This is a genomic window from Pseudomonas veronii (assembly GCF_001439695.1).
Classification (GTDB): Bacteria; Pseudomonadota; Gammaproteobacteria; order Pseudomonadales; family Pseudomonadaceae; genus Aquipseudomonas; species Aquipseudomonas veronii.
In genome coordinates, this window is the sequence record NZ_JYLL01000015.1 from 80,515 (window position 1) to 106,326 (window position 25,812).

General features: G+C 60.9%; 22 protein-coding genes. 11 read left to right on the plus strand and 11 right to left on the minus strand.

Annotation, left to right across the window (positions count from 1 at the left end; genetic code table 11):
* The first annotated feature begins 87 nt into the window (after nucleotides 1-87).
* From TU80_RS18735 to TU80_RS18755, 5 genes are all read left to right on the plus strand, one after another.
* Nucleotides 88-576, plus strand: coding sequence for a DUF3015 domain-containing protein (locus TU80_RS18735; protein WP_046381990.1), 489 nt, complete (start codon nucleotides 88-90; stop codon nucleotides 574-576).
* 92 nt (nucleotides 577-668) lie between these two features.
* Complete coding sequence (locus TU80_RS18740) at nucleotides 669-2,522, plus strand: Lnb N-terminal periplasmic domain-containing protein (protein WP_046381989.1); 1,854 nt, start codon at nucleotides 669-671, stop codon at nucleotides 2,520-2,522.
* 34 nt (nucleotides 2,523-2,556) lie between these two features.
* Nucleotides 2,557-2,862 carry a chorismate mutase gene (locus TU80_RS18745; RefSeq protein ID WP_057005108.1) on the plus strand — a complete coding sequence of 102 codons (306 nt, stop codon included), beginning with the start codon at nucleotides 2,557-2,559 and terminating at the stop codon, nucleotides 2,860-2,862.
* A 94-nt stretch (nucleotides 2,863-2,956) separates the two neighbouring features.
* The gene (locus TU80_RS18750; RefSeq protein ID WP_046381987.1) at nucleotides 2,957-3,313 is read left to right on the plus strand and encodes a hypothetical protein; all 357 of its coding nucleotides are present in this window, start codon (nucleotides 2,957-2,959) and stop codon (nucleotides 3,311-3,313) included.
* A gap of 70 nt (nucleotides 3,314-3,383) precedes the next feature.
* Nucleotides 3,384-3,881: a GreA/GreB family elongation factor gene (locus TU80_RS18755; RefSeq protein ID WP_017848264.1), complete on the plus strand. Its 498-nt coding sequence runs from the start codon at nucleotides 3,384-3,386 to the stop codon at nucleotides 3,879-3,881.
* On the opposite strand, the gene gdhA is transcribed toward TU80_RS18755, so the two are convergent.
* Together gdhA and ettA are read right to left on the minus strand one after the other, a co-directional pair.
* The gene (gdhA, locus tag TU80_RS18760; protein WP_057005109.1) at nucleotides 3,878-5,215 is read right to left on the minus strand and encodes an NADP-specific glutamate dehydrogenase; all 1,338 of its coding nucleotides are present in this window, start codon (nucleotides 5,213-5,215) and stop codon (nucleotides 3,878-3,880) included. The two genes, TU80_RS18755 and gdhA, sit on opposite strands and share 4 nt — an antisense overlap.
* Nucleotides 5,216-5,514: 299 nt before the next feature.
* Nucleotides 5,515-7,179 carry an energy-dependent translational throttle protein EttA gene (ettA, locus tag TU80_RS18765; RefSeq protein ID WP_017848266.1) on the minus strand — a complete coding sequence of 555 codons (1,665 nt, stop codon included), beginning with the start codon at nucleotides 7,177-7,179 and terminating at the stop codon, nucleotides 5,515-5,517.
* Between the two features lie 285 nt (nucleotides 7,180-7,464).
* Here ettA and TU80_RS18770 point away from each other — a divergent pair, with 285 nt between their 5' ends.
* Nucleotides 7,465-11,316 (plus strand): sensor domain-containing protein, encoded by a 3,852-nt coding sequence (locus tag TU80_RS18770; RefSeq protein ID WP_057005133.1) that lies wholly within the window; start codon nucleotides 7,465-7,467, stop codon nucleotides 11,314-11,316.
* 242 nt (nucleotides 11,317-11,558) lie between these two features.
* A complete protein-coding gene (glyA, locus tag TU80_RS18775; RefSeq protein WP_017848268.1) occupies nucleotides 11,559-12,812 on the plus strand; it encodes a serine hydroxymethyltransferase in 1,254 nt (417 codons plus the stop codon).
* Between the two features lie 186 nt (nucleotides 12,813-12,998).
* On the opposite strand, the gene yjiA is transcribed toward glyA, so the two are convergent.
* From yjiA to TU80_RS18790, 3 genes are all read right to left on the minus strand, one after another.
* Nucleotides 12,999-13,958, minus strand: coding sequence for a GTPase (yjiA, locus tag TU80_RS18780; protein WP_057005110.1), 960 nt, complete (start codon nucleotides 13,956-13,958; stop codon nucleotides 12,999-13,001).
* A gap of 156 nt (nucleotides 13,959-14,114) precedes the next feature.
* Entirely contained in the window at nucleotides 14,115-14,312 is a 198-nt protein-coding gene (locus TU80_RS18785) for a YbdD/YjiX family protein (RefSeq protein WP_017737420.1), read from the minus strand.
* Nucleotides 14,313-14,327: 15 nt separating this feature from the next.
* The gene (locus tag TU80_RS18790) at nucleotides 14,328-16,394 is read right to left on the minus strand and encodes a carbon starvation CstA family protein (RefSeq protein ID WP_057005111.1); all 2,067 of its coding nucleotides are present in this window, start codon (nucleotides 16,392-16,394) and stop codon (nucleotides 14,328-14,330) included.
* A gap of 175 nt (nucleotides 16,395-16,569) precedes the next feature.
* On the opposite strand from TU80_RS18790, the gene TU80_RS18795 reads away from it, so the two are divergent.
* A complete protein-coding gene (locus TU80_RS18795) occupies nucleotides 16,570-16,938 on the plus strand; it encodes a PilZ domain-containing protein (protein WP_046381983.1) in 369 nt (122 codons plus the stop codon).
* 53 nt (nucleotides 16,939-16,991) lie between these two features.
* Here TU80_RS18795 and radA read toward each other — a convergent pair whose 3' ends face one another.
* The 3 genes from radA to katB all read right to left on the minus strand — a co-directional run bounded on the left by radA (nucleotide 16,992) and on the right by katB (nucleotide 20,622).
* Entirely contained in the window at nucleotides 16,992-18,359 is a 1,368-nt protein-coding gene (radA, locus tag TU80_RS18800; protein ID WP_057005112.1) for a DNA repair protein RadA, read from the minus strand.
* A gap of 35 nt (nucleotides 18,360-18,394) precedes the next feature.
* The gene (locus tag TU80_RS18805) at nucleotides 18,395-18,943 is read right to left on the minus strand and encodes an ankyrin repeat domain-containing protein (protein ID WP_046381982.1); all 549 of its coding nucleotides are present in this window, start codon (nucleotides 18,941-18,943) and stop codon (nucleotides 18,395-18,397) included.
* 137 nt (nucleotides 18,944-19,080) lie between these two features.
* Nucleotides 19,081-20,622, minus strand: coding sequence for a catalase KatB (gene katB, locus TU80_RS18810; protein ID WP_057005113.1), 1,542 nt, complete (start codon nucleotides 20,620-20,622; stop codon nucleotides 19,081-19,083).
* 287 nt (nucleotides 20,623-20,909) lie between these two features.
* On the opposite strand from katB, the gene mscL reads away from it, so the two are divergent.
* A complete protein-coding gene (mscL, locus tag TU80_RS18815; protein ID WP_017848275.1) occupies nucleotides 20,910-21,326 on the plus strand; it encodes a large-conductance mechanosensitive channel protein MscL in 417 nt (138 codons plus the stop codon).
* 45 nt (nucleotides 21,327-21,371) lie between these two features.
* Here mscL and TU80_RS18820 read toward each other — a convergent pair whose 3' ends face one another.
* Entirely contained in the window at nucleotides 21,372-22,148 is a 777-nt protein-coding gene (locus tag TU80_RS18820) for a ferredoxin--NADP reductase (protein WP_057005114.1), read from the minus strand.
* A gap of 401 nt (nucleotides 22,149-22,549) precedes the next feature.
* Here TU80_RS18820 and TU80_RS18825 point away from each other — a divergent pair, with 401 nt between their 5' ends.
* On the plus strand, nucleotides 22,550-23,260 hold the full coding sequence (locus tag TU80_RS18825) for a helix-turn-helix transcriptional regulator (RefSeq protein WP_046381979.1): 711 nt from the start codon (nucleotides 22,550-22,552) through the stop codon (nucleotides 23,258-23,260).
* Between the two features lie 169 nt (nucleotides 23,261-23,429).
* The gene (locus tag TU80_RS18830; RefSeq protein WP_057005115.1) at nucleotides 23,430-24,554 is read left to right on the plus strand and encodes a methyltransferase; all 1,125 of its coding nucleotides are present in this window, start codon (nucleotides 23,430-23,432) and stop codon (nucleotides 24,552-24,554) included.
* 69 nt (nucleotides 24,555-24,623) lie between these two features.
* Here the strand turns inward: TU80_RS18830 and TU80_RS31790 are convergent, their stop codons facing one another.
* Both TU80_RS31790 and cydB read right to left on the minus strand, forming a co-directional pair.
* Nucleotides 24,624-24,791: a DUF2474 domain-containing protein gene (locus TU80_RS31790; protein ID WP_017848279.1), complete on the minus strand. Its 168-nt coding sequence runs from the start codon at nucleotides 24,789-24,791 to the stop codon at nucleotides 24,624-24,626.
* A 12-nt stretch (nucleotides 24,792-24,803) separates the two neighbouring features.
* Nucleotides 24,804-25,811, minus strand: coding sequence for a cytochrome d ubiquinol oxidase subunit II (gene cydB / locus TU80_RS18835; protein WP_046381977.1), 1,008 nt, complete (start codon nucleotides 25,809-25,811; stop codon nucleotides 24,804-24,806).
* Nucleotide 25,812: the final 1 nt, after the last annotated feature.

A 25,812-nucleotide genomic window follows, 5' to 3' on the forward strand; every position in this document is an offset into this window, starting at 1 on the left:
CGCGGGCTGGACTAATAACCGGCCCCTAAGGCGCGTTACTGCGCCTGAACCCTTGTCCATTGGTTTGCACACAAAGAGAACAAAGCTATGAAACGGATCCTTCTCGGTACTCTCTTCACCGTCGTTTCCCTCAACGCAATGGCTGAATCACCCGGTGGCCCGAACTGCGGTTGGGGCAACATGCTGTTCGAAGGCCAGCGCGGCACGCCGGCGCACTTCCTGGCGTCCACCACCAACGGCACCTCGGGCAACGCTACCTTCGGCATGACCTCGGGCACCAACGGTTGCAGCACCAACAGTGCCCTGACCTACGGCGGCAAATCGTGGATTGCCATGAATGGCATGATGAACGAGCTGTCCGAAGACATGGCCAAAGGCAATGGCGAGGCGCTGACCACCTACGCCGTGGTACTGGGCGTTGCACCAGAAGATCGCGAGCACTTTGCTGCCGTGACCCACGAGCACTTCCAGCAAATCTTCAGCAAGGCCGACGTGACCGCTGACGATGTCCACAACAACACCCTGGCTGTACTGAAAAGTGATGCCCGCCTGGCGAAATACGCAACCCAGGCTTAAGCTCGAGCCGCCCGCGCCCTCCAAGGCGCGGGTCTTATTTTTGGACCCGCCTCCCCGCTTGGGTCTCACTTTTTCCGACTTAAGTTGCCCCTATGCTCAAACGCCTTGCCTGGATGGCACTCTTCGCCTGCGCCCCGTTGTATGCGGCGCCGCATCTTGATGATCAACGTTTGCAGCAATTGGCCAACGATCCGTTCTGGTTGTCCTTGGGCCATTACGAAGCCGGCAAAGTCAGTGGCTGGCGCAGCTATGTCAGCGACAAAAAATTCTTCCTCGCCGCCGATGGCGCCCATCACCCGGATGCCGAACTCAAGGCCACCGTCGACGCGCTCTACGCGCCGGCCAGCCTGGGTGAAAAACATGCGCAATGCGTTTACCCCGCACGTACCCGCTGGCTCAAGGACCGGTTGCAACTGACCGACCTGCCCGCCGTGGGCTGCAACGAATTCAAGCAATGGTTCAAGGACGTCGCGCCCCATAGCGCGGTGATGATCTTCCCGGCGGCCTACCTCAACAGCCCTTCATCGATGTTCGGCCACACCCTGCTGCGCATCGACCAGGCCGACGTGCAGAGCAACAACACCGCGCTGCTCAGCTATGCGATCAACTTCGGCGCGTACATCGAAGGCTCGGACAACAGCATCCTCTACGCCTGGAAAGGCCTGATGGGCGGCTACCCCGGCCTGTTCGCCCTGGTGCCCTACCAGGAAAAACTCTCCGAATACCGCAGCCTGGAGAACCGCGACCTGTGGGAATACCGCCTGAACCTGACCCAGGTCGAGACCGAGCGCATGGTCGAGCACGTGTGGGAACTCAAGCAGATCCAGTTCGACTACTTCTTCTTCGACGAAAACTGCTCCTACCGCCTGTTGGAGTTGCTGCAAGTGGCCCGCCCCGGCCTGCGCCTGACCGAGCAATTCCCGCTCACTGCGATCCCCACCGACACGGTCAAGGCCGTGAAAGACGCCGGCCTGGTCGAGAAGATCGACTATCGCCCGTCCCGTGAGCGCGAGTTGCTGGAACGCGCCAAACCGCTGGACAGCGACGAGCAGCAATGGGTGCTGAAAGTCAGCGACGACCAGAAACAACTGCAGGCGCCCGCGTTTAAAGCGTTGCCGCGCGAGCGCCAGGCGCTGATCATCGACGCCGCCTACCGCCTCGGCCGCTACCGCGCCAATGGCCTGGAGCGCGACACCGAACGCTCCCAACGCAGCTTCGAACTGCTGCGTGCGATCAACCAGAACCCCGCGCCCGACCTGAAGATCACGCCCCCAGGCCTGCCGGAAACCGGCCATGAATCACGCACCTGGCAAGCCGGCATCGGCACGCGTGGCGACAAAGCCTTCGGCGAATACGGCCTGCGCATGGCCTACCACGACCTCAACGACAACGCCGAAGGCTTCCCCCTCGGCGCGCAGATCGAGATCCTGCAAATGAAACTGCGCCAGTACGAAGGCAACCACTGGCAACTGCAGCAACTGGACCTGGCCACCATCCGCTCCCTGACTCCGCGCAACGCGTTGCTGCAACCCTGGTCATGGCAAGTCACCGGCGGCCTGGAACGCGTGCCGGGCAAACACGACGATGAAACCCTGGTCGCCCACGTCAACGGCGGCGCCGGCGGCACCTGGCAACTGCGCGACGACATGCTCGGCTTCGCCCTCGGCACCGTGCGCGTGGAACACAACAACGACTTCAGCGAAGCCATCTCCCCCGCCGCCGGTTTCAACACCGGCGTACTGTGGAAAAACCCGCTGGGCAACCTGAGCCTGGAAGCCAAGGGAGATTTCTTCACCAATGGCGAAGTACGGCGCAGCATCAGCCTGAACCAGCAGTGGGAATTGTCGCGCAACCTCGGCCTGCGCCTGAGCGCCCAACGCGAGTACAGCCACTTGTCGACGCCGGTGAATGAGGTAATGCTTGAGATGAAGTGGTATCACTACTGACCAACGCCCAACCAGAATCAGGAGTTCACTCAACATGGCCGTTACCTGCACCACCCTTGAAGAAGTCCGAAGCAACATCGACCGCCTCGACCAGCAAATCGTCAGCCTGTTGGCCGAACGCGGCCACTACGTTTCCCAGGCGGCACGCTTCAAAAAAGACACCGACGGCGTCAAGGCACCACAGCGCGTCGAACAGGTGATCAGCAAAGTACGCAATCTGTCCCAAACGGTCGGCGCCAATCCCGACGTCACCGAACAGGTGTACCGCGCGATGATTGCGGCGTTTATCCAGCAAGAATTGGCTGAGCATGCTGCGCTGGCCAGCCATCAGATGACATAGCACCCAACACCTTTCTCACCCCCCTTTCACATCCCCCCGACGAATCCCCTTCTAAACTTCCCCTATCAGCCGTGAAACGGCCAGGGAGCAAGTAATGTGGCGGTATGCAGTAATGCTGTGTGCGGTGCTGGGGTTGTCGGGTTGCCAATCGACCCATCAGGAGTTGCTGGCCAAGGGTTATCCACCGGCGTTTGCCGATGGCTTCGATGACGGTTGCAGCAGTGGTCGCCAGGCCGCGGGGGTGATCACCGGGGAGTTTCGCAAGAATGTGCCGCGTTATCTGAAAGACCGCGTATACGCCGAAGGCTGGGAAGATGGCTTTCGCCAGTGCAAGGCGATGCGCGAAAACGAAGAGTTGCGCGACTACAAAGACCATCACTGGGACGAGCGCGAGCGCGCCTGGCAGCAGGAGAAGGATCGCGACGCAGCCAAGGCTTATCGCTCGCAATAGGTCGCTTTCAGACATTCGTCGAAACTAAAGTGCGGCGAACATGGCCCAAACGCTATAGAGGGAGCCTGTCATGAGCCGAGCTTTTGTGAATGAAGACAGCGCCGCCGCCCAGGCCGACCCACCGGTCGAGCGTCAGGTCAGCGAGCAACCCAATCGCCTCACCGCGCGCGGGTTGGCGCAGTTACAGGCCAAGGTCGCGCAGTTGCAGCAGGAATACAGCGTCGAATCCGCCAAGGGCGAACAGGCCGACAAACAGCGCCAGGCCGACCTTGAGCGGGATTTGCGTTACTTCAACCAGCGGCTACAGAGTGCCCAGGTGGTGGCGCCGGCTGTGTCCACCGACAAGGTGCAGATCGGCAGTTGGGTGACCTTTGCCAATGAGCAGGACGAGCAACAGCGCATTCAGTTGGTCGGTGAAGACCAGGCCGATGCCGGTGCGGGCCTGATCAACTGGGGTTCGCCCCTGGGTCGGGCGCTGCTCGGGGCGCGGGTGGGCGACGAGGTGCTGTGGCAGCGCCCCGTCGGCGATCAGTTGATCGAAGTGCTGCGCATCGAGGCCGAGACCTAGACGATGCCTTGGGCCAGCATCGCGTCGGCGACTTTGACGAAGCCGGCGATATTCGCGCCTTTCACGTAGTTGATCCGGCCGTTTTCCTCACCGTAATGCACGCACGCGTGGTGGATCGACTGCATGATGTTGTGCAGTTTGCTGTCCACCTCACCGGCGGTCCACAGCAGGCGCATGGCGTTCTGCGACATTTCCAGGCCACTCACCGCCACGCCGCCAGCGTTGGACGCCTTACCCGGGGCGAACAGAATGCCTGCATCGATAAAGATATCCACAGCCTCCAGGGTGGTCGGCATGTTGGCGCCTTCGGCCACGCAGAGGCAGCCGTTGCGCAACAGGGCGCGGGCAGCGTCGGCGTTGAGTTCGTTCTGGGTGGCGCATGGCAGCGCGATGTCGCACGCCAGTTCCCACGGGGTTTTACCGGCGCGGAACTCCAGGCCGTAACGGGCCGCCAGTTCGCTGATGCGACCGCGCTGGACGTTTTTCAGCTCCAGCAGCGCCGACCATTGCTCCTCCGTCAACCCGTTTTCGGCGTACAGGGTGCCTTCGGAGTCGGACAGCGAAATCACCTTGCCGCCCAGGTCCATGACCTTGCGCGCCGCGTATTGCGCCACGTTACCGGAGCCGGAGACCGCCACGCGCTTGCCCTCGACCCGCAGGCCATCGCGCTTGAGCATTTCTTCAGCGAAGTACACGCAACCGAAACCGGTGGCTTCGGGGCGGATCAAGCTGCCGCCGTAGGTCATGCCTTTGCCGGTCAGCACGGAGGTGAACTGGTTGCTCAGGCGCTTGTACTGGCCGAACAGGAAGCCGATCTCGCGGGCGCCCACACCGATATCGCCGGCCGGGACGTCCACGTCGGCGCCGATATGGCGGTACAACTCGCTCATGAACGCCTGGCAGAAGCGCATCACTTCGGCGTCGCTCTTGCCCTTGGGGTCGAAGTCCGAACCGCCTTTGCCGCCGCCCATGGGCAACGAGGTCAGGGAGTTTTTGAAGGTCTGTTCGAAGGCGAGGAATTTCAATACGCCCAGGTTGACCGACGGGTGAAAGCGCAGGCCGCCCTTGTACGGGCCGATGGCACTGTTCATCTGGATACGGAAACCGCGGTTGACCTGAACCTTGCCGTGATCATCGACCCACGACACCCGGAAAGTAATCGCACGTTCCGGCTCGCAGATGCGCTCCAGGATGCCCGAGGTCAGGTAGTGAGGATTGGCTTCAAGAAACGGCCACAGGCTGCGTAGGACTTCTTCTACGGCCTGGTGGAATTCCGGCTGGTCGGGGTCGCGTTTCTTCAGGCGGGCAAGGAAGGATTCAACGGATTCGATCATGAAAAGTCTCGGCAAATTTATTGTCGTTAAGGGCGATTGAGCCGGACTTTATCAATTCATGTCGCACCGCGACAGGGCAAAATGTCGCCTTTGTGAATTTAAATGGTGCATTGGATATAAATAAACCTGAAAAACAGGCATTTATCGCACCTAAAAGGGGATTTCAAAACGGCGCCATGCACCAACTGAAAAACCGCTATCGGAGGCAAGCCTCCTCCCACATTTGATCGATGTTCGTCAGGAAGTCATGGGCAAAAAAAACGGAGCCCGAAGGCTCCGCTTTTCCAAACCGACCCGAATCAGGCCAGTTTCTTGTGCCGTACACGGTGCGGCTGGGCAGCGGCTTCGCCCAGGCGTTTCTTGCGATCCGCTTCGTACTCGGTGTAGTTACCTTCGAAGAACACCGCCTGCGAGTCATCTTCATACGCGAGGATGTGGGTCGCGACGCGGTCGAGGAACCACCGATCGTGAGAGATCACAATGGCGGCGCCCGGGAAGTCCAGCAGGGCTTCTTCCAGGGAACGCAGGGTTTCAACGTCGAGGTCGTTGGACGGTTCGTCGAGCAGCAGGACGTTGCCGCCCTCTTTCAGGGTCAGGGCCAGGTGCAAGCGACCACGCTCACCACCGGACAGGTCCTTGACGAACTTCTGCTGGTCGCCGCCCTTGAAGTTGAAACGGCCGACGTAGGTGCGCGACGGGATTTCATAGTTGCCGATACGGATCTGGTCGGAACCGTCGGAAATCTGCTGAAACACAGTTTTGCTGCCGTCGAGGTCTTCGCGGCTTTGGTCCACGCAGGCCAGTTGCACGGTTTCACCGACTTCGATGGTGCCCGAGTCCGGGGTTTCCTTGCCCATCAGCATGCGGAACAGTGTGGATTTACCCGCACCGTTACCGCCGATAACGCCGACGATCGCGCCTTTTGGCATGGAGAACGACAGGTTGTCGATCAACACGCGGTCGCCATAGCCTTTGGACACGTTCTTGAATTCGATGACCTTGTCACCCAGGCGCGGACCGGCCGGGATGTAGATCTCGTTGGTTTCGCTGCGCTTCTGGAATTCCTGCGACTGCATTTCTTCAAAGCGTTGCAGACGTGCCTTGGATTTGGACTGGCGGGCCTTGGCGCCTTTGCGCACCCACTCCAGTTCTTCCTTCATGGCTTTTTCGTGGGCCGATTGCTGCTTGGATTCGGCGGCCAGACGGTCGGACTTGGCTTCGAGCCAACCGGAGTAGTTGCCCTCGTAAGGGATGCCGGCGCCACGGTCGAGTTCGAGAATCCAGCCGGCGACGTTGTCCAGGAAGTACCGGTCGTGCGTGATCGCAACCACGGTGCCCGGGAAGTCGTGAAGGAAATGTTCCAGCCAGGCGACGGAATCAGCGTCCAAGTGGTTGGTCGGTTCGTCGAGCAGCAGCATGTCGGGAGCCGACAGCAGCAGGCGGCACAGGGCCACACGGCGCTTCTCACCACCGGACAGGTGTTCGACCTTGGCGTCCCACGCCGGCAGGCGCAACGCATCGGCGGCGACTTCCAGCTGGCGATCGAGGTTGTGACCGTCGCCAGCCTGCAGGATGGCTTCGAGCTTGGCCTGTTCGGCGGCCAGCTTGTCGAAGTCGGCATCCGGTTCGGCGTAGGCGGCGTAGACTTCGTCCAGGCGGGCCTGGGCGTCCTTGATCACGCTGACGGCCTCTTCGACCACTTCGCGCACGGTCTTGGCCGGGTCCAGGATCGGTTCTTGCGGCAGGTAGCCGATGTTCAGATCGGGCATCGGGCGGGCTTCGCCTTCGAACTCGGTGTCGACGCCGGCCATGATTTTCAACAGGGTGGATTTACCCGAACCGTTGAGGCCGAGCACGCCGATCTTGGCGCCGGGGAAAAAAGACAGCGAAATGTTTTTCAGGATTTCCCGCTTCGGCGGAACAACTTTGCCCAGCCGATGCATGGTGAAGACGTATTGAGCCATGGTGAACCTAGCGTCAGTGACTGATGAATTGAGCGGGCGAAGCCCGTGCCAGACCATGCGCCGCGCGGGCCGTTGACCTTGATCAATGCCTGCGAGCGGAAAAAGCCTGATTGTCTGGGGCTGGAACGCCCCCGCGTAACCGGCAAAGCTACCTGAATGCGCCAGGGCAGTCCAGCCAGGCAGGACTGGCACTTTGCCACAAGTCAAGGCATGCTAGCCGCCCTCCGGGCGTCCGGCTTATAGTGCATGTCGCGCGCCAGTCCAGCCAAACCGCAGGATCACAGTTTGTCCAACGTCACGCCGCCTACTCCCCTGCGCGCCGCTCACATAGCGCCGGGAGCGCCCCTGCACGGCACCCTCAAAGGCGCATTGGCGACGCTTGTCCTCATGTTGCTCGCGTTATTGTTCTGGCAACTGCTCGACCAACTGCAGCAGAACCAGAAAAACCAGCAGCAATACACCATCGACTACAGCGCCGACCTGGCGGAACAGATCAGCCTGAACATGGCCCTGAGCGCACAGATCGCCCTGAATCTGCTGCCGATGGTCGAGCCGCCGCGCAACGACGAACAGCAACAGGCGTTGATGCTCAGCTTGCAACGCTCTCTGCCGGAACTGCGCAGCTTCGCGCTGCTCGCCCCCAGCGGCGCGATAATCCGCGACACGGCCAAAGACAGCCAGGACAGCGACTTCCTCGAGGAACTGGTCAAGCGCAGCCATTCCCAGCCCTACTACCTGAGCAACGACAACAACGGCACCATCATTTATCTGCTGCTGCATCAGCCCAGTGGCGATTCGAAAATGTACTGGGCGCTGCGCCTGGCGCCGAACTACCTGGCCAACCTTACCCGCCAGGATGGCCAGGGCCAGCGGCCGATGTGGGCCGTCGAGAATCGCCTGAACCACCACGTAGTCAGCCGTGACAGCGGCATGCCGACACAATTGGCCGCCGCCCTGACCCCGGACGAGTTGAAAAAAAGCGTGCTGGTCACGCCACTGAGCAAAAGCGACTGGCAACTGCGCGGCCTCTTCGACCGTAACGCCGTGCTGGAACAATTGCTGCCGGCGTTTATCGGCAAGTGCCTGCTGGGCCTGGCCTTCTCGTTGGTACCGGTGATCGTGCTGTTGAATATGCGCCGCCGCCAGCGCCAGGTGAACGAAGGTCGGCGGCGTTATCAGGATATTTTCGAAGGCACCGGCGTGGCCCTGTGCGTGCTTGACCTGTCGGGGCTCAACGCGTTCTTCGACAAGGCCAAGATCCGCACGCGCGAGCAATTGCACGGGTGGCTGCAGGGCAACCCCGAAGCGCGTCGCCAGTTGCTCAAGGAACTGCGCGTCACCGAGGTCAACCAGGTGGCGGTGCGCCTGTTGAACGTCAGCTCGTGCGAGCAAGCCTGGGAACGCCTGATCGATGACTGCCCACGCAACGCCACGGCCATCGGCTATCAGGTGCTCGAGGCGGTGCTGACCCAACAGAACCAGTTGGAACTGGAAATCCAGCTCAACGATGTGCTCGGCAACAACCAATACCTGTGGCTGGTGATGCGCCTGCCGGAACAGCGCGACGACTTCAAGGCGGTGATCCTCAGCATCAGCGACATCACCAGCCGCAAGCTGATCGAACTGTCGCTGGTGGAGCGCGAAAGTTTCTGGTCGGACGTGGTGCGAACCGTGCCCGATCACCTGTATGTGCAGGATGTGATCAGCCAGCGGATGATTTTCAGCAACCACCACCTGGGCCACACCCTCGGCTACAACAAGGCCGAATTGCAGCAAATGGGCGAGTACTTCTGGGAAATCCTGCTGCACCCCGAGGACGCCGAGCATTACCACGACTTGCGCCAGCAGCAGCGCCAGGCCGGTTATTCGAGCCAACTGCAATGCCAGTTGCGCTTTCGCCACCGCAACAATCAATGGCGCCGCTTCGATATCCGCGAGCAAGCCCTGGCCGGGGACAAGACCGCGCAGGTCACGCGCATCATCGGCGTGGCCAAGGACATTACCGATCAGATCGAGGCCAGCGAATCCCTGCGTGACAGCGAACAGCGCTACCGCATGCTGGCCGAAAGCATCAGCGACGTGATCTGCTCCACCGACAGCCGCCTCGCCCTCAACTACATCAGCCCCTCGGTCAACGCCGTGCTGGGCTATGACGTGGACTGGGTGTTCAAGAATGGCTGGCAGTCGATCATCGCCAACCCGCAGCAATTGGCCGGCATCTACAGCCTGGTCGAGCAAGTCAGCCGGGCCTTGGGCGACGCCGAGGCGCTGGCCAAGCTGCGCGATGACATCCACACCCAACTGTACCTGTTCGACTGCCTGCGCGCCGACGGGCGTAAAGTTCCGATCGAGCTGCGCCTGGTGCTGGTGTGGGACGAGCACGGCGCCTTCGAGGGCATCCTCGGCGTCGGCCGCGATATCAGCCAGCAGCGCCGCGCCGAGAAAGACCTGCGCATGGCCGCCACGGTATTCGAGCACTCCACGTCGGCGATCCTGATCACCGACCCGGCCGGCTATATCGTGCAGGCCAACGAGGCGTTCAGCCGCGTCAGTGGCTACGCCGTGGCGGACGTGCTCGACCAGTTGCCGAACATGCTCACCGTCGACGAGCAGCAGGAAGCCCACCTGCGCTATGTGCTCAAGCAGTTGCACCAGCACAGCACCTGGGAAGGCGAAGTGTGGCTCAAGCGCCGCAACGGCGAGCATTACCCGGCCTGGGTCGGCATTACCGCCGTGTTCGACGATGAAGGCGACCTGGCCAGCTACGTCTGCTTCTTCAGCGATATCAGCGAGCGCAAGGCCAGCGAACAGCGCATCCACCGCCTGGCCTATTACGACGCCCTGACCCACCTGCCCAACCGCACGCTGTTCCAGGACCGCCTGCACACCGCACTGCAGTCGGCCGAACGGCAGAAGTCGTGGGTGGTGCTGATGTTCCTCGACCTCGACCGCTTCAAACCGATCAACGACTCCCTGGGCCACGCCGCCGGCGACCGCATGCTCAAGGAGATGGCTACCCGCCTGCTCGGTTGCGTGGCCGAAGACGACACCGTGGCGCGCATGGGCGGTGACGAGTTCACCCTGCTCCTGCAGCCGCGGATCAGCCGCGAAATGGCGCTGAACCGCGCGATTCACGTGGCCGAGCAAATCCTCGCCAGCCTGGTCAGACCGTTCGTGCTGGAAGGCCGCGAGTTTTTCGTCACCGCAAGTATCGGCATCGCCCTCAGCCCGCAGGACGGCAACGAGCTGAGCCAGTTGATGAAAAACGCCGACACTGCGATGTATCACGCCAAGGAGCGTGGCAAGAACAACTTCCAGTTCTACCAGGCCGACATGAACGCCAGCGCCCTGGAGCGCCTGGAGTTGGAAAGCGACCTGCGCCACGCCCTCGACCAGAACGAATTCGTGCTCTATTACCAGCCGCAATTCAGTGGCGACGGCAAACGCCTGACCGGCGCCGAAGCCTTGCTGCGCTGGCGTCACCCGCGCCGTGGCCTGGTGCCGCCAGGGGACTTCATTCCAGTGCTGGAAGAGTTGGGCCTGGTGGTGGACGTGGGCGACTGGGTGATCAGCGAAGCCTGCCGCCAGCTCAAGAGCTGGCACCAGAACAAGGTGCGGGTGCCGAAAGTCTCGGTGAACATCTCGGCGCGGCAATTCTCCGATGGTCAGTTGGGTGAGCGCATCGCCAGCATCCTCGAGGACACCGGCCTGCCGCCGGCGTGCCTGGAGCTGGAGCTGACCGAAAGTATCCTGATGCGCGAAGTCAACGAAGCCATGCAGATCCTCGCCAGCCTGAAAAACCTCGGCCTGAGCATTGCGGTGGACGACTTCGGCACCGGTTATTCGTCGCTCAACTACCTCAAGCAATTCCCCATCGACGTGCTCAAGATCGACCGCACCTTCGTCGACGGCCTGCCGTCCGGCGAGCAGGATGCGCAAATCGCCCGTGCGATCATCGCCATGGCCCACAGCCTCAACCTGGCGGTGATCGCCGAGGGCGTGGAGACCCATGAGCAACTGGACTTCCTGCGCGAGCATGGCTGCGATGAGGTGCAAGGTTATCTGTTCGGGCGGCCGATGCCGCCGAATCGGTTCGCGGCGCAGTTCAGCAATGATGCGCTGTTCATGTTCGACTGAGAGTTTGTGGTGAAGCCGGCGGCCTCATCGGGAGCACGTCGAATCGTCGCACCGCCCCTCCCACACTTCGATTTGTGAATACATTCAAATGTGGGAGGGAGCTTGCTCCCGATGGCGGCGGCACAGTCCCCCCCGCCAGATGAACACCACTTGTCCGCGACATGACGTCCTTTCATATGCCATCTAAAACCCATTAGGTTAGAATGCCTTCCTTTTCTGCCCCCCGATCCTTGAGGACCGCCATGTTCAGCCGTGATTTGACCATTGCCAAGTACGACGCCGATCTCTTCGCCGCCATGGAGCAAGAAGCCGTGCGCCAGGAAGAGCACATTGAGCTGATCGCTTCGGAAAACTACACCAGCCCTGCGGTAATGGAGGCTCAAGGTTCGGTTCTGACCAACAAATACGCCGAAGGCTACCCAGGCAAGCGCTACTACGGCGGCTGCGAATACGTCGACGTGGTTGAGCAACTGGCCATCGACCGCGCCAAGCAACTGTTCGGCGCCGACTACGCCAACGTCCAGCCACACGCCGGCTCCCAAGCCAACAGCGCCGTGTACCTGGCCCTGCTGCAAGGCGGCGACACCATCCTGGGCATGAGCCTGGCCCACGGCGGTCACCTGACCCACGGCGCCAGCGTTTCGTCCTCCGGCAAGCTGTACAACGCCGTTCAATACGGTATCGATGCCAACGGCCTGATCGACTACGACGAAGTCGAGCGCCTGGCGGTCGAGCACAAGCCAAAAATGATCGTGGCCGGTTTCTCTGCCTACTCGCAGATCCTCGACTTCCCACGTTTCCGCGCCATCGCCGACAAAGTGGGCGCGTACCTGTTCGTCGACATGGCCCACGTGGCCGGTCTGGTCGCCGCTGGCGTCTACCCGAACCCGGTGCCGTTCGCTGACGTGGTCACCACCACCACCCACAAGACCCTGCGCGGTCCGCGTGGCGGCCTGATCCTGGCGCGCGCCAACGCCGAGATCGAGAAGAAGCTCAACTCTGCGGTATTCCCAGGCTCCCAAGGCGGCCCGCTGGAACACGTGATCGCCGCCAAAGCGGTCTGCTTCAAAGAAGCCCTGCAGCCTGAGTTCAAGACTTACCAGCAACAAGTGGTGAAAAACGCCAAGGCCATGGCCGAAGTGTTTATCGCACGCGGTTTTGACGTGGTATCCGGTGGGACTGAAAACCACCTGTTCCTGCTGTCGCTGATCAAGCAGGACATCTCCGGTAAAGATGCTGACGCTGCCCTGGGCAAAGCCTTCATCACCGTGAACAAAAACTCCGTGCCGAACGACCCACGTTCGCCGTTCGTCACCTCGGGCCTGCGTTTCGGCACCCCGGCCGTGACCACTCGTGGCTTCAAGGAAGCAGAGTGCAAGGAACTGGCCGGCTGGATCTGCGACATCCTGGCTGACCTGAACAACGACGCCGTGATCGACGCGGTCCGTGAGAAGGTCAAGGCCATCTGCAAAAAGCTGCCGGTGTACGGCGCTTGATTGCAGTTGCTTGAATAAAAAGCCCGGCTCTTGAGCCGGGCTTTTTTATGCTTGTTCCAACTTGAAATGCGATCAAATGTGGGAGGGGGCTTGCCCCCGATGGCGGTGGGTCAGTCGACACATGTATGGCTGACACACAGCTATCGGGGGCAAGCCCCCTCCCACATTTTTGATCGCATTTCCAAGTTAGGCTTGATAGACCTTCGCAAAACCCTCGCGAATCTTGTCTTCCGGCAACTCATCGGCAATAAACACGATCACACTCTCCCGCGTTTCGCCCTCGGCCCATTCGGTATCCCAATCGAAACCGTAGAGCTTCAGCACGCCCTGGAACACCATGCGCCGATCGTCGCCGGCGATGTTCAGCACGCCCTTGTAGCGCAGCAGTTGCTTGCCGTGGTCTTCCAACAACTCGTCCATGAACTCGCTGAGGCGGTCGATATCCAGCGGCTGTTCGGTGCGCAGCACCAGGCTGGAGATGCGGTCGATGGACGGCGCAGCGCTGACCGGGCGCAGGTTCATGCCGGCGTTGAGGTTGAAGCCGCGCACGTCGAGCAGCTCGGCCAGGTCGATGGCGCCGTGGTCGACCACGCGAATCGGCGCGCGGCGGTTGATGCGGGTCAGGCGCTGGCTGAGGGCATCGAAGCTGGCGTCGTCCACCAGGTCGCGCTTGCTCACCAGCAGGCGGTCGGCAAACCCGATCTGTGCCTGGGCGATGGTTTGGGTCAGGTGGTGCTCGGCGTGGGCCGCGTCCACCAGGGTGATGATGCCGTCGAGGATGTAGCGCTCGCGCAGCTCTTCATCGATGAAAAAGGTCTGGGCCACGGGGGCCGGGTCGGCCAGGCCGGTGCATTCGATCACCAGGCGGTCGAAGGCGATTTCGCCGCTGTCGAGACGCTCCAGCAACAGATACAGGGCTTTGGTCAGGTCGGTGTGGATGGTGCAACACACACAGCCGTTGGACAGGGTCATGACTTGCACGGGCTCGTTGCCCAATAGCTGGGTGTCGATACCGGCGTCGCTGAATTCGTTTTCGATCACGGCGATTTTCAAGCCGTGCTCGGCTTTGAGCAGGTGACGCAGCAACGTGGTCTTGCCGGCGCCGAGGAAGCCACTGAGGACCGTGACGGGAATGGGAGAGGACAAAGACAGTTCTCCTGAAAATGGGGAGGTAAAAACAACTGTAGGAGCGCGCTTGCTCGCGAAGAACGTCAACGATAACCCGTGCTATCTGGATGCACGTGGTGTCCTTGCGTTGTTCGCGAGCAAGCTCGCTCCTACAGGTAAAGCGGTTTTACCAACTTAACAGCACTTGGGCCCACCCTTGCCGCCGTAACGGGCTTCCTGGCGTTCCCGGAAGAACGTCTTGTAGTCCATCATCGGCTTGTCCGGGTGTTTGGTTTGCATATGCTCGACGTAAGTGTCGTAGTCGGGCATGCCGACCATCAGGCGCGCGGCCTGACCGAGGTATTTACCGAGGCGACTGATGTCATTGAACATGGCTGCAATCCTCGATCATGCGTCCGGTACGGCCTGGAACGGGGCTTCTTTATCCGTGCGCTCTTTGTTGCCCCAGGCGGCGACGCCGACTTTGAGCGCATAGAACAGGATACTGAAGACCACGAACAGGAACAGCGCCGTCAGCGTTGCGTTGGTGTAGGCGTTCCAGATCACATGCTGCATCTGGTCGATGCTCTTGGCCGGGGCGAGGATCTGGCCGTTGGCCAGCGCATCGCTGTACTTCTTCGCCAGCGACAGGAAGCCGATCGCCGGGTTGGCGTCGAACAGCTTGATGAAGCCCGCCGTGGTGGTGCAGATCAGCAGCCAGACGGCCGGCAGCATGGTCACCCAGATGTAGCGTTGGCGCTTCATTTTGATCAGCACGACGGTCGCCAGCATCAGCGCGATACCTGCCAGCATCTGGTTGGAGATACCGAACAGCGGCCACAAGGTGTTGATGCCGCCCAGCGGGTCGATCACGCCTTGATACAACAGGTAACCCCACATCGCCACACAACCGGCGGTCGCGATCAGGTTGGCCGTCCAGGACTCGGTGCGCTTGAGCGCCGGCACGAAGGAGCCCAGCAGGTCCTGCAGCATGAAGCGCCCGGCACGGGTACCGGCGTCGACAGCCGTCAGGATGAACAGCGCTTCGAACAGGATCGCAAAGTGGTACCAGAACGCCATGGTGTTTTCACCCGGCAGCACACTGTGCAGGATCTGCGCGATACCCACCGCGAGCGTCGGCGCACCGCCGGCACGAGCCAGCACGGTGGTTTCGCCGATGTCATGGGCAACGGCCGACAGCGCCTCAGGCGTAATCGCAAAGCCCCAGCTGCTGACGGTTTGAGCGACGGTGACCACGTCCGAGCCGACGATCGCCGCCGGGCTGTTCATGGCGAAGTACACACCCGGCTCGATCACCGAAGCGGCAACCATTGCCATGATGGCCACGAACGACTCCATCAACATGCCGCCATACCCGATGTACCGGGCGTGGCCTTCACTGGCCAGCAACTTCGGCGTGGTGCCCGAAGCGATCAGCGCGTGGAAGCCCGAGACCGCACCGCAGGCAATGGTGATGAACAGGAACGGGAACAGACCGCCCTTCCACACCGGGCCGGTGCCATCGATGAACTGGGTCAGCGCCGGCATTTTCAGGTCGGGCATGGTCACCAGGATACCGATGGCCAAGGCGACGATAGTGCCGATTTTGAGGAAGGTGGACAGGTAGTCACGCGGGGCCAGGATCAGCCACACCGGCAGTACCGCCGCGACGAAACCGTAGCCGATCAGCATCCAGGTGATCTGGATGCCGGTGAAACTGAAGACCTTGGCCCAGACCGGGTCGGCGGCAATCTGCCCGCCCAGCCAGATCGAACCGAGCAACAACAACACGCCGACGATCGAAATTTCACCGATGCGGCCCGGGCGGATGTAGCGCATGTAGATGCCCATGAACATCGCGATCGGGATGGTCGCCATCACCGTGAAGATGCCCCACGGGCTTTCGGCCAGGGCCTTGACCACGATCAGCGCCAGCACCGCGAGGATGATGATCATGATCAGGAAGCAGCCGAACAGCGCGATGGTCCCGGGAATGCGGCCCATCTCTTCGCGGACCATATCCCCCAGGGAACGGCCGTTACGACGGGTAGACAGGAACAGCACCATGAAGTCCTGCACCGCACCGGCCAGTACCACGCCGGCGATCAGCCACAGGGTTCCGGGCAGATAACCCATTTGCGCCGCCAGCACCGGGCCGACCAAGGGGCCTGCACCGGCAATCGCCGCAAAGTGGTGACCGAAAAGGATGTGTTTGTTGGTCGGTACGAAGTCCAGACCGTCGTTATTGACCACTGCGGGGGTGGCCCGTCGTGGATCGAGTTGCATCACGTTGTTGGCGATGAACAGACTGTAGTAGCGATAGGCGACCAGATAGATCGCCACTGCTGCGACGACGATCCACAAGGCATTGATCGCCTCGCCGCGGCGCAAGGCCACTACGCCCAGAGCGCACGCACCTACTATGGCCAGTACCAGCCAGGGTAAGTGGCGTAGCAGGCTATTATTATTTTTCATTTTTTGTATTCCAGCCAGGGTGGACAGAAAGGACAACCAGCTCGAGTTTAGCGCTACTGGCCTTAAAGGCCAGCCCCCTACGTTGGTCTAGAGCCTTCCCATGGCAAAAAAAGCAGAAATAAAGCCTCAATAATGGCGTAGGGCTACAATCCCTTCATCCACAGAGGGTTTCACCATGACCGAGCATGCGTCTGATCGCCGTCGTTTTCGCCGGATAGCCTTTGATGCCAAGACCAAACTCCGGCAGAACGGTCGGGAATGGTCGGTGCAACTGGTGGACTTATCGCTGAAGGGCTTGTTGGTGCAGAAACCGACGCCCTGGCTCGGCATCGGTACTGAGTCGTTCGATGTGGATATCCACCTGGATGCCAATACCGATGTGCAGATGCGGGTCAGGCTGACCCATGACCAGACTGACCAACTGGGGTTTGAATGCGAGCACATCAGTCTGGAATCGATCAGCCATTTGCGCCGCTTGATCGAGTTGAACCTGGGAGATCAGGCAGAACTGGAGCGGCAGTTGGGCGCGCTGCTGGAGCACTGACCACCGGTGCGAGGGGTTTGCGCCCTCCCACATGTGTACTGCGGTGTTGCGGGCTACTCGAAAAGTGCATCCAACGCCTGCTCCAGCCGCGTCACTGCAATCACCTGCAACCCCGGCGGCGCTTCCTTCGGCGCGTTGCCCTTGGGCACGATCGCGCGCTTGAAGCCGTGTTTGGCCGCTTCTTTCAAACGCTCCTGACCGCTGGGCACCGGGCGCACTTCGCCCGACAGGCCAACTTCGCCGAACACCAGCAGGTCGTGGGGCAGCGGCCGGTTGCGCAGGCTAGACATCACCGCCGCCATCAACGCCAGGTCGGACGCGGTCTCCAGCACCTTGACCCCGCCCACCACGTTAAGGAACACGTCCTGGTCATGGGTCGGGATGCCGCCGTGCCGATGGAGTACCGCAAGCAGCATTGCCAGGCGGTTCTGGTCCAGGCCCAGGGTCACTCGACGTGGGTTGGCCAAATGGCTGTCGTCCACCAGCGCCTGGACTTCCACCAGCATTGGCCGGGTGCCTTCCCACGTTGCCATCACCACACTACCGGGGACTTCTTCCTGGGCACGGGTCAGAAAAATCGCCGAGGGGTTGGAGACTTCTTTCAGCCCGCGGTCGGTCATGGCGAATACGCCCAGCTCGTTCACCGCACCGAAGCGGTTCTTCACGGCGCGCAGCAAACGCAAACGGCCATCGGACTCGCCTTCGAAATACAGCACGGTGTCGACCATGTGCTCCAACACCCGTGGCCCGGCCAGCGCGCCTTCCTTGGTCACGTGACCGACCAGGAAAATCGCCGTGCCGCTCTGCTTGGCATAGCGCACCAGCAGCGCCGCGCTCTCACGCACCTGGGACACGCCGCCCGGAGCCGATTGCAGTTGTTCGGTGAAAATCGTCTGGATCGAGTCGATCACCATGACCTTGGGCTTTTCGATCCGCGCGGTGGCGATGATGCTTTCGATGCAGGTTTCGGTCATCACCCGCAGTTGGTCCTGGGGCAAGCCCAGGCGGCGTGCGCGCATGGCCACTTGTTGCTGGGATTCTTCGCCGGTGACGTACAACGCCGGCATGCGGCTGGCGATGCTGCACAGGGTTTGCAACAGGATGGTCGACTTGCCGATACCGGGGTCGCCGCCGATCAGCACCACCGAACCGTCCACCAGGCCACCGCCCAGCACGCGGTCGAGCTCACCGGACGCGGTGGAGAAACGCGGGACTTCCTCGACGCTGACTTCGGCCAGGGTCTTGATCTGCGCCTGTTGCCCGGTCCAGCCGGCACGGCCGCTGGGGGCCGCGGCGCCGCCGCTTTCGATCATGGTTTCGGTGAGGGTGTTCCACGCCCCGCACTCGGTACACTGGCCGGCCCACTTGGGAAAGGTCGCGCCGCACTCGGTGCAGCCGTAAATGCGCTTGGCCTTTGCCATTTGAGAACCTCCAACCGAAAAACCGCGATGATAGCTCAGCGCGGCGCCGGGGTCCGGATTTCACCGCTGGCCAATCGTGAAGCACTGTTGCCGATCGGGTCTTCGGCATTCAGGTCGGCGCCTTTGGCCTTCAATTCGTCGAGCAGTTCGAGACGCTTGAACAGCCCGGCGTACATGGCGGCGGTCTGCCCGGCGCCGTTGCGCTGGTCGGGGTTGCAGTCGGTGGCCAGCAGGCGCTGGGCAATCTTCAGCTCGCCCTTGAAAATCGCGCCCATCAACGCAGTGTTGCCGCGCTTGTCCTGCACACAGGCATCGGCGCCGGCGGCGAGCAGACGTTCAACGTAGGCGCTTTCGCCATGGTAGGCGGCGAGGATCAGTGCGGTGTAGCCCTTGTCGTCCTGGGTATTGAGGGGGAAGCCGGCGTCGATGAAGGTATCGAGCATGGGCAGGTCGCCGCGACGTGCGGCATCGAAATAGTAGCCTTGCAATTGCGCCTTGAGCGCCGCTGCGTCATTGGGCGCAGGCTGCCCGGCAACCCCGCTCAGCGACCAGCAGGCCAGCAGCGCGCCGATGAAGGTACGCATTGATTCAACTCCTCTACAAAACCCTTGTAGGAGCGAGCTTGCTCGCGAAAAACGTCAACGATGACGCGTGCATCCTGGATGCACGCGTTGCCTGGCAGATCTTCGCGAGCAAGCTCGCTCCTACAGGGGGGGTGGGGTTAGTCGGTGAGTTTTTGTGCCAGCGCTTTCACGCGGGCCAGGTCACCTTTGGCGACCTTGGTCACGCCGGCGCCGTATTCCGGGTCGGCTTTATAGAGGAAGGACAGGATGATGTGCTTGCTCTCGTCGTCGGTGGTGGCCAGGGAGCCGCCGAAGTTGTCGATCAAGTCCTGACGTTCTTTCTTGCTGTAGGAGCGATACAGATCACCGGCCTGCTTGAAGTTCTGCTCACGCTGGATCTTCGCCTGCTGGGTACTGCCCGCCAGCGGCGACTGGCTGTAGCGCGCGGTTTGCGGCTCTTCCCGTGGCAACAGGCGGCTTGGCTGGTAGTTCACGCCGGTGCTGGTCTTGCCGGAATTCATCGCGCCGTCCTGGTTGCCGTTGTTGACGGTGACCCGTGGCGCGTTGATCGGCAGTTGCAGGGCGTTGGCGCCCAGGCGGTACATCTGCGTGTCGGCATAGGAGAACACTCGGCCTTGCAGCAGGCGGTCTTCCGACGGCTCGATACCCGGCACCAGATTGGCCGGGGCCATGGCCACTTGCTCGGTTTCCTGGAAGACATTGGCCGGGTTGCGGTTCAACACCATCTGCCCGACTTTGCGCTCGGGTATGCCGGGCCAGATCTTGGTGGCGTCCAGCGGGTCGAAATCGAACTTGGCCAGTTCCTCAGGTTTGAGCACCTGCACGTACAAGTCCCACTTGGGGAAGTCGCCCTTGTTGATATGGGTGACCAAGTCATTCGTCATATGACTGTAGTCACGGCCCTGCACCTCAGTGACTTGCTTGGGATCAAGATTCTTGATGCCTTGCAGGCTCTTCCAGTGGAACTTGACGTAATGCACTTCGCCCTTGGCGTTGATCAACTTGTAGGCATGTACGCCGTTGCCGTCCATTTCGCGGTAACTGGCCGGCGTGCCGGAGTCGGAGTACAGCTCGGTCAGGGTGCGGGTGGCTTCGGGAACATGGGAGAAGAAGTCGAAACGACGCGAGTCATCATCCAGGTTAGTGCGCGGGTCGGGTTTGAAGGCATGGACCATGTCCGGGAACTTGATGGCGTCTCGGATAAAGAACGTCGGGAAGTTGTTGCCGACCAGGTCCCAGTTGCCGTCGGCGGTGTAGAACTTGGTGGCGAAGCCGCGAGGGTCGCGCAGGGTTTCCGGGGAGTGATTGCCGTGTACCACCGCCGAGAACCGCACGAATACCGGGGTTGCCTCACCGGCGGCGAAAACTTTGGCCTTGGTCAGGTCGCTGAGGTTATCGGTGACGGTAAACGTGCCGTGAGCGCCGGTGCCACGGGCATGTACCACGCGCTCGGGGATGCGTTCGCGGTCGAAGCGTTGCAGCTTCTGAATCAGTTGCACATCTTGCAGCAGCACCGGGCCGTTGGCGCCCGCGGTTTGCGAGTTCTGGTTGTCGCCGACGGCGGCACCATTGTCACGGGTCAGGTTGGCGGCCAGCACAGACAGCGAAAGCAGGCTGACGGTTGCCAGCACCAGCGCATGTCGCGCCAGAACGGGCGCGCGGCTCATTGGGTTGTTCATCGAGGTTTCCTCTGGTTTTTTTAATGCACATTCAGTTGTGCTTGCCAGAGGCTAGTGACCCGCGAGTCAGAAGATAAATAGAAAAACCCCAACGGGTCGATTGAGAAAATAATCTGGTAACTCACTGAAATCGCGGGTATTTCGCGCGCGATTGATGGCACTTTGCAAACTATTTGCGATTTAATGTGTCGATAAAAACCGACAGTGTTAACAGTTGTGTCAGGCAAGCCCGCTACGACTGACTTACACTGACTTCCACCCTTCTCATCTGTAACAAGGAATAACCTATGGGCGTGATCAGTGAGTTCAAGGCCTTCGCGGTCAAAGGTAATGTGGTCGACATGGCCGTCGGGATTATCATCGGCGCCGCCTTCGGCAAAATTGTTTCCTCGTTTGTAGGCGACGTGGTGATGCCACCGATCGGTCTGTTGATCGGCGGTGTGGACTTCGCTGATCTGGCGGTGACGCTCAAGGCTGCGCAGGGCGATGTCCCGGCGGTCGTGCTGGCCTACGGCAAGTTCATCCAGAGCGTGATCGACTTCCTGATCGTCGCGTTTGCGATCTTCATGGGTGTGAAGGCCATCAACCGCCTGAAACGCGAAGAAGCCGTGGCCCCCAGCCTGCCGCCGACGCCGAGCAAGGAAGAAGTGTTGCTGGGTGAGATCCGCGATCTGCTCAAGGCACAGAACGACAAACCGCAATAAGCCGTATCGGTTTGAACGAAGGCGCCTCCAGGGGCGCCTTTTTTGTTACCAGTAGTTCTCCACCGCCACCTGGCCGGGGCGCCGGGACAGGCTCAATTGCATATCGCGTTGTTTGAGCAACTGACGGGTGTCGTCGATCATCTGCGGGTTGCCGCAAATCATCACGCGCGAATGCTCTGGGGTCAGCGCGACGCCGGCTGCGCGCTCCAGCTCGCCATTCTCGATCAGGGTAGTAATGCGCCCGTGCAGCGCACCAGGGTACTGCTCGCGGGTGACCAGCGGCAGATAGGTCAGCTTGTGGGCGTACTCGGCCAGGTACTCACGCTGCGCCAGCCCCTGGATCAGCGACTGATAGGCCAGCTCCCTGGCTTCCCGGGCGCTGTACACGAGGATGATGCGCTCGAATTTTTCCCAGACCTCGAAGTCCTGCAGGATCGACAGGAACGGCGCCACTCCGGTGCCGGTGCCCAGCAACCATAAGTCACGACCGTCGACAAACCGGTTCAGGGTCAGGAAGCCTGTGGCCTGACGCTCGACCATCAACGTATCACCGACGCGCAGACGGCTCAGCTCGCTGGTGAACTCGCCACCGGGCACCACGATCGAGAAAAAATCCAGGTACTCATCAAACGGCGACGACACCACGGAGTACGCGCGCCATACCGTGCTGCCATCGGCCTTGGTCACCCCCAGGCGCACGAACTGGCCGGCGGTGAACCGAAAGCCCGGGTCACGGGTGGTGCGCAGGGTGAAGAGGCTGGGGGTCAGCGATTGCACGTCGAGCAGGGTCTGGCGGGTAAATTTCTCAGCACTGGCCGTCATGGGGAGCTCCGTTCTACAGGTGCCCTAGTGTCCCCCAAAGTCACGTGCGGAAACACCCGCAGTCGGTAGTGGCATTGTGAATAGAGCAAAAAAAACCACAAGTTGATGGCTATTTAATTGCACTACTAAACATTTGGCTATTAGTCCAAGACACATCACAACATCGCCCCATAGTGCGATTGTCAGTGACGCATTACAGACGCTAAAACCCACTAAAAAAGGGCAAACCTTCGCAAAAAGTTGCGGACGGAAGTTGCACACCTGCTTAAAGAGTCTTAGAACACGACGAACAAGAACGAAAATTTCCGCTGCAAGTGTAGTCCGTGTCCTACACTAATTTGCGTGCAACATTGGGGGCCAGGACGTACCCAAGTCACAAAGAATTCCATGGAGAGCTTCCGATGGTCAACTGGCGCAATACACGACTCCCTAAACTGGAAGGCGAGGACAAGATCACCAGTGTATTTGAAATGGTCATCAACAAAACCTACGAGCTTGGCTTCCAATTCTGTTCCTTCACGATGAGTTCACAACGACCCACACACCCATGCAAACCGATTTGCCTCAACAACTACCCAAATGAATGGAACTCCCTGTACGACCAGGCCCACTTTTTCGACGTAGACCCGGTTGTCACCCACTGCAAACGTTGCGTACTACCGATTGTCTGGGAGGAAAAAGTGTTCGGCGCCGCGCCGAATTTGTGGGAACTGGCCCGGTCCTCTGGCGTGCATCTTGGATGGACCCAGGCGGTCCACGATTTCCAGGGTGTGTTCAGCATGCTGACTCTGGGACGCAGCAAGGGCGAGGTCAGCCCGGAAGAGCTGTACGAAAAGGCCGGCCAGGTATTGTGGCTCTGTCATGCGATGCATGCGGTGGTCGCACAGAAATATGCCGACAAGCCCAACGCGCCTTCGGCCTGCAAATTGACACCACGGGAGACAGAAATCCTCAAATGGTCAGCCCTGGGCAAAACGGCTGCCGATATCGCCGCCATACTGTGCCTGTCGGAACGCACCATTGGTTTTCATCTCAAAAGCATCTTCACTAAAATGGGCGTCAATAACAAAATCGCTGCGGTGCTCTGTGCCTCGAAAGCAGGCTTGTTTTAACCCGCTTTGAAACACCGCATGTAATCACTCCAAAAAAAAAGTAACATTTACGGCCAACTCTGAGTGTTGACGCAGCCCCTCGGTGCCGCCTCGCAGTTCACTCAGACGGTTCCGCCGGCCGCCACAGCGCCTGCCGAACACCCATCGATTACCCAGAGCCTCCCCCGCCATGCCCCTGCTCGAAAGCCCGTTCGCCCAGCTCGATCTGATCCGCCAACCCGAGCAGCACAATGATCCGCTGCAGGCCTTCGACGCCGCCGACGAGTATCTGCTCAGCTACCTGGCCGAACAGCAACCGAACGCCGCAACTCGCGTGCTGGTGCTTAACGATAGCTTTGGCGCATTGGCCGCCAGCCTTGAGGGCCATGTGCAGGTGACATCCAGCGGCGACTCGTTTCTCGCCGCCCAAGGCCTGGAAAAAAACCTGCTGCGCAACGGCAAGGCGTTCGATGCGGTGTCGTTCATCCCCGCCAGCCAAGTGCCTGTCGGGCCATTCGACCGGGTGCTGATCCGCGTGCCGAAAACCCTGGCGCTGCTCGAAGAACAGTTGATCCGCCTGCAGGGCCAACTGGCGCCGGACGCTGAAGTTATCGCCGCAGCGATGGTCAAGCATCTGCCACGGGCCGCCGGTGAATTGCTGGAGCAGTACATCGGGCCGATGCACGCGTCCCTCGCGGTCAAAAAGGCGCGGCTGTTGATCGCCACCGTTGGGGAGCGCCCGGCCGCCGTCTCGCCCTACCCCACCCGTTACGCCTTGGACACTCCAGCCATCGCCCTGCTCAACCACGCCAACGTGTTCTGCCGCGAAAGCCTGGACATCGGCACCCGCGCCTTCCTGCCACACTTGCCCACGGGCCTTGGCAGTGCGCGAGTCGCCGACCTGGGTTGCGGCAATGGCGTACTGGCGATTGCCAGCGCCCTGCAGAACCCGGACGCGCATTACACCTTGGTGGACGAGTCCTACATGGCCGTGCAATCGGCCGCCGAGAACTGGCAAGCGGCCCTGGGTGATCGCGAGGTCATCGTCCGCGCCGACGATGGCCTGGCCGGGCAGGCACCGCAATCGTTGGATGTGGTGCTGTGCAATCCACCGTTCCACCAGCAACAGGTGGTCGGCGACTTCCTCGCCTGGCGCATGTTCCAGCAGGCGCGCGAAGCGTTGGTGGTCGGCGGCGCCCTGTATATAGTCGGCAACCGTCACCTGGGTTATCACAGCAAGTTGGCGCGGCTGTTCCGGGGCGTCGAGCAAGTGGCCGCCACGCCCAAATTCGTCATTCTCAAAGCGCGCAAATAAAAAAAGACCCCGCCCCTCCAAAGAGGGGCAGGGTCAAAAAACCGTGCCGCAAGGCAACGGGATGGGATGTCAGTGCGTGGTCAGGCCGGCCGCGCTCATGAACAGGCGCATCAGGCTGGCCACGATGAACAGGGCCAGCACGCTGCCGCTCCAGATCATCGCCAACCAACCAAGGCGCCGCCACAGCGGTTGCTTCTCAGCCTGTTCAATCTCGTGCAACGAAGGTTTGCCGGACATGAAACGACCCTCCTAGTGATAACCGTCTTCATGGGTGACCTTGCCGCGGAACACGTAGTAGCTCCAGAAGGTGTAGCCCAGGATGAACGGGATGATGAACAACGTGCCCACCAGCATGAAGCCCTGGCTTTGCGGCGGCGCGGCAGCGTCCCAGATCGATACCGACGGCGGGATGATGTTCGGCCACAGGCTGATCCCCAGGCCGCTGTAGCCGAGGAAGATCAGCACCAGCGTCAGCAGGAACGGCGTGTAGTGCGCGTTGCGCGCCACGGCGCGGATCAGCCCGTACATGGTCACCAGCACCAGGATCGGCACCGGCAGGAACCAGAACAGGTTCGGCAGGGTGAACCAGCGCGAGGCGATTTCCGGGTGCGACAGCGGCGTCCAGATACTCACGATACCGATCACCGCCAACACCACGAAGGCCAATGGCCGCGCCAGGTCGTGCATCTGCTCCTGCAACTTGCCTTCGGTCTTCATGATCAGCCAGGTGCAACCGAGCAACGCGTAGGCCACGATCAGCGCCACGCCGCAGAACATCGTGAACGGCGTCGCCCAATCCAGTGAGCCACCGGCAAACTGGCGATCGACCACCGGGATGCCGTCGATGAACGCACCCAACGCGACGCCCTGGAAGAACGTGGCCGCCAGCGACCCGCCGATGAACGCCTTGTCCCACAGGTGACGCTTGTGGTCCTTGGCCTTGAAGCGGAATTCAAAGGCCACGCCGCGAAAGATCAGCCCGATGAGCATCAGCATCAGCGGCAGGTACAACGCCGACAGCACCACCGAATAGGCCAGCGGGAACGCGCCGAACAATGCCGCGCCGCCCAGTACCAGCCAGGTTTCGTTACCGTCCCAGACCGGGGCGACGGTGTTCATCATCACGTCACGGTCGGTCTTGCCGGGGATGAACGGAAAGAGGATGCCGATGCCCAGGTCGAAACCGTCCATGACCACGTACATCATGATGCCGAAGATGATGATCACGGCCCAGATCAGCGGAAGATCAATACCCATC

Excerpts from the sequence above, each read along its gene's own strand:
- TU80_RS18820 (WP_057005114.1), bottom strand. The coding sequence starts at position 22,148 with ATGACGGCCAGTGCTGAGAAATTTACCCGCCAGACCCTGCTCGACGTG.
- katB (WP_057005113.1), bottom strand. The coding sequence starts at position 20,622 with ATGAACAACCCAATGAGCCGCGCGCCCGTTCTGGCGCGACATGCGCTG.
- ettA (WP_017848266.1), bottom strand. The coding sequence starts at position 7,179 with ATGGCTCAATACGTCTTCACCATGCATCGGCTGGGCAAAGTTGTTCCG.
- radA (WP_057005112.1), bottom strand. The coding sequence starts at position 18,359 with ATGGCAAAGGCCAAGCGCATTTACGGCTGCACCGAGTGCGGCGCGACC.
- TU80_RS18740 (WP_046381989.1), top strand. The coding sequence starts at position 669 with ATGCTCAAACGCCTTGCCTGGATGGCACTCTTCGCCTGCGCCCCGTTG.
- TU80_RS18750 (WP_046381987.1), top strand. The coding sequence starts at position 2,957 with ATGTGGCGGTATGCAGTAATGCTGTGTGCGGTGCTGGGGTTGTCGGGT.
- TU80_RS18755 (WP_017848264.1), top strand. The coding sequence starts at position 3,384 with ATGAGCCGAGCTTTTGTGAATGAAGACAGCGCCGCCGCCCAGGCCGAC.
- TU80_RS18825 (WP_046381979.1), top strand. The coding sequence starts at position 22,550 with ATGGTCAACTGGCGCAATACACGACTCCCTAAACTGGAAGGCGAGGAC.
- gdhA (WP_057005109.1), bottom strand. The coding sequence starts at position 5,215 with ATGATCGAATCCGTTGAATCCTTCCTTGCCCGCCTGAAGAAACGCGAC.
- TU80_RS18830 (WP_057005115.1), top strand. The coding sequence starts at position 23,430 with ATGCCCCTGCTCGAAAGCCCGTTCGCCCAGCTCGATCTGATCCGCCAA.
- glyA (WP_017848268.1), top strand. The coding sequence starts at position 11,559 with ATGTTCAGCCGTGATTTGACCATTGCCAAGTACGACGCCGATCTCTTC.
- TU80_RS18790 (WP_057005111.1), bottom strand. The coding sequence starts at position 16,394 with ATGAAAAATAATAATAGCCTGCTACGCCACTTACCCTGGCTGGTACTG.
- cydB (WP_046381977.1), bottom strand. The coding sequence starts at position 25,811 with ATGGGTATTGATCTTCCGCTGATCTGGGCCGTGATCATCATCTTCGGC.
- TU80_RS18745 (WP_057005108.1), top strand. The coding sequence starts at position 2,557 with ATGGCCGTTACCTGCACCACCCTTGAAGAAGTCCGAAGCAACATCGAC.
- mscL (WP_017848275.1), top strand. The coding sequence starts at position 20,910 with ATGGGCGTGATCAGTGAGTTCAAGGCCTTCGCGGTCAAAGGTAATGTG.
- TU80_RS18735 (WP_046381990.1), top strand. The coding sequence starts at position 88 with ATGAAACGGATCCTTCTCGGTACTCTCTTCACCGTCGTTTCCCTCAAC.
- TU80_RS18805 (WP_046381982.1), bottom strand. The coding sequence starts at position 18,943 with ATGCGTACCTTCATCGGCGCGCTGCTGGCCTGCTGGTCGCTGAGCGGG.
- TU80_RS31790 (WP_017848279.1), bottom strand. The coding sequence starts at position 24,791 with ATGTCCGGCAAACCTTCGTTGCACGAGATTGAACAGGCTGAGAAGCAA.
- TU80_RS18785 (WP_017737420.1), bottom strand. The coding sequence starts at position 14,312 with ATGTTCAATGACATCAGTCGCCTCGGTAAATACCTCGGTCAGGCCGCG.
- TU80_RS18795 (WP_046381983.1), top strand. The coding sequence starts at position 16,570 with ATGACCGAGCATGCGTCTGATCGCCGTCGTTTTCGCCGGATAGCCTTT.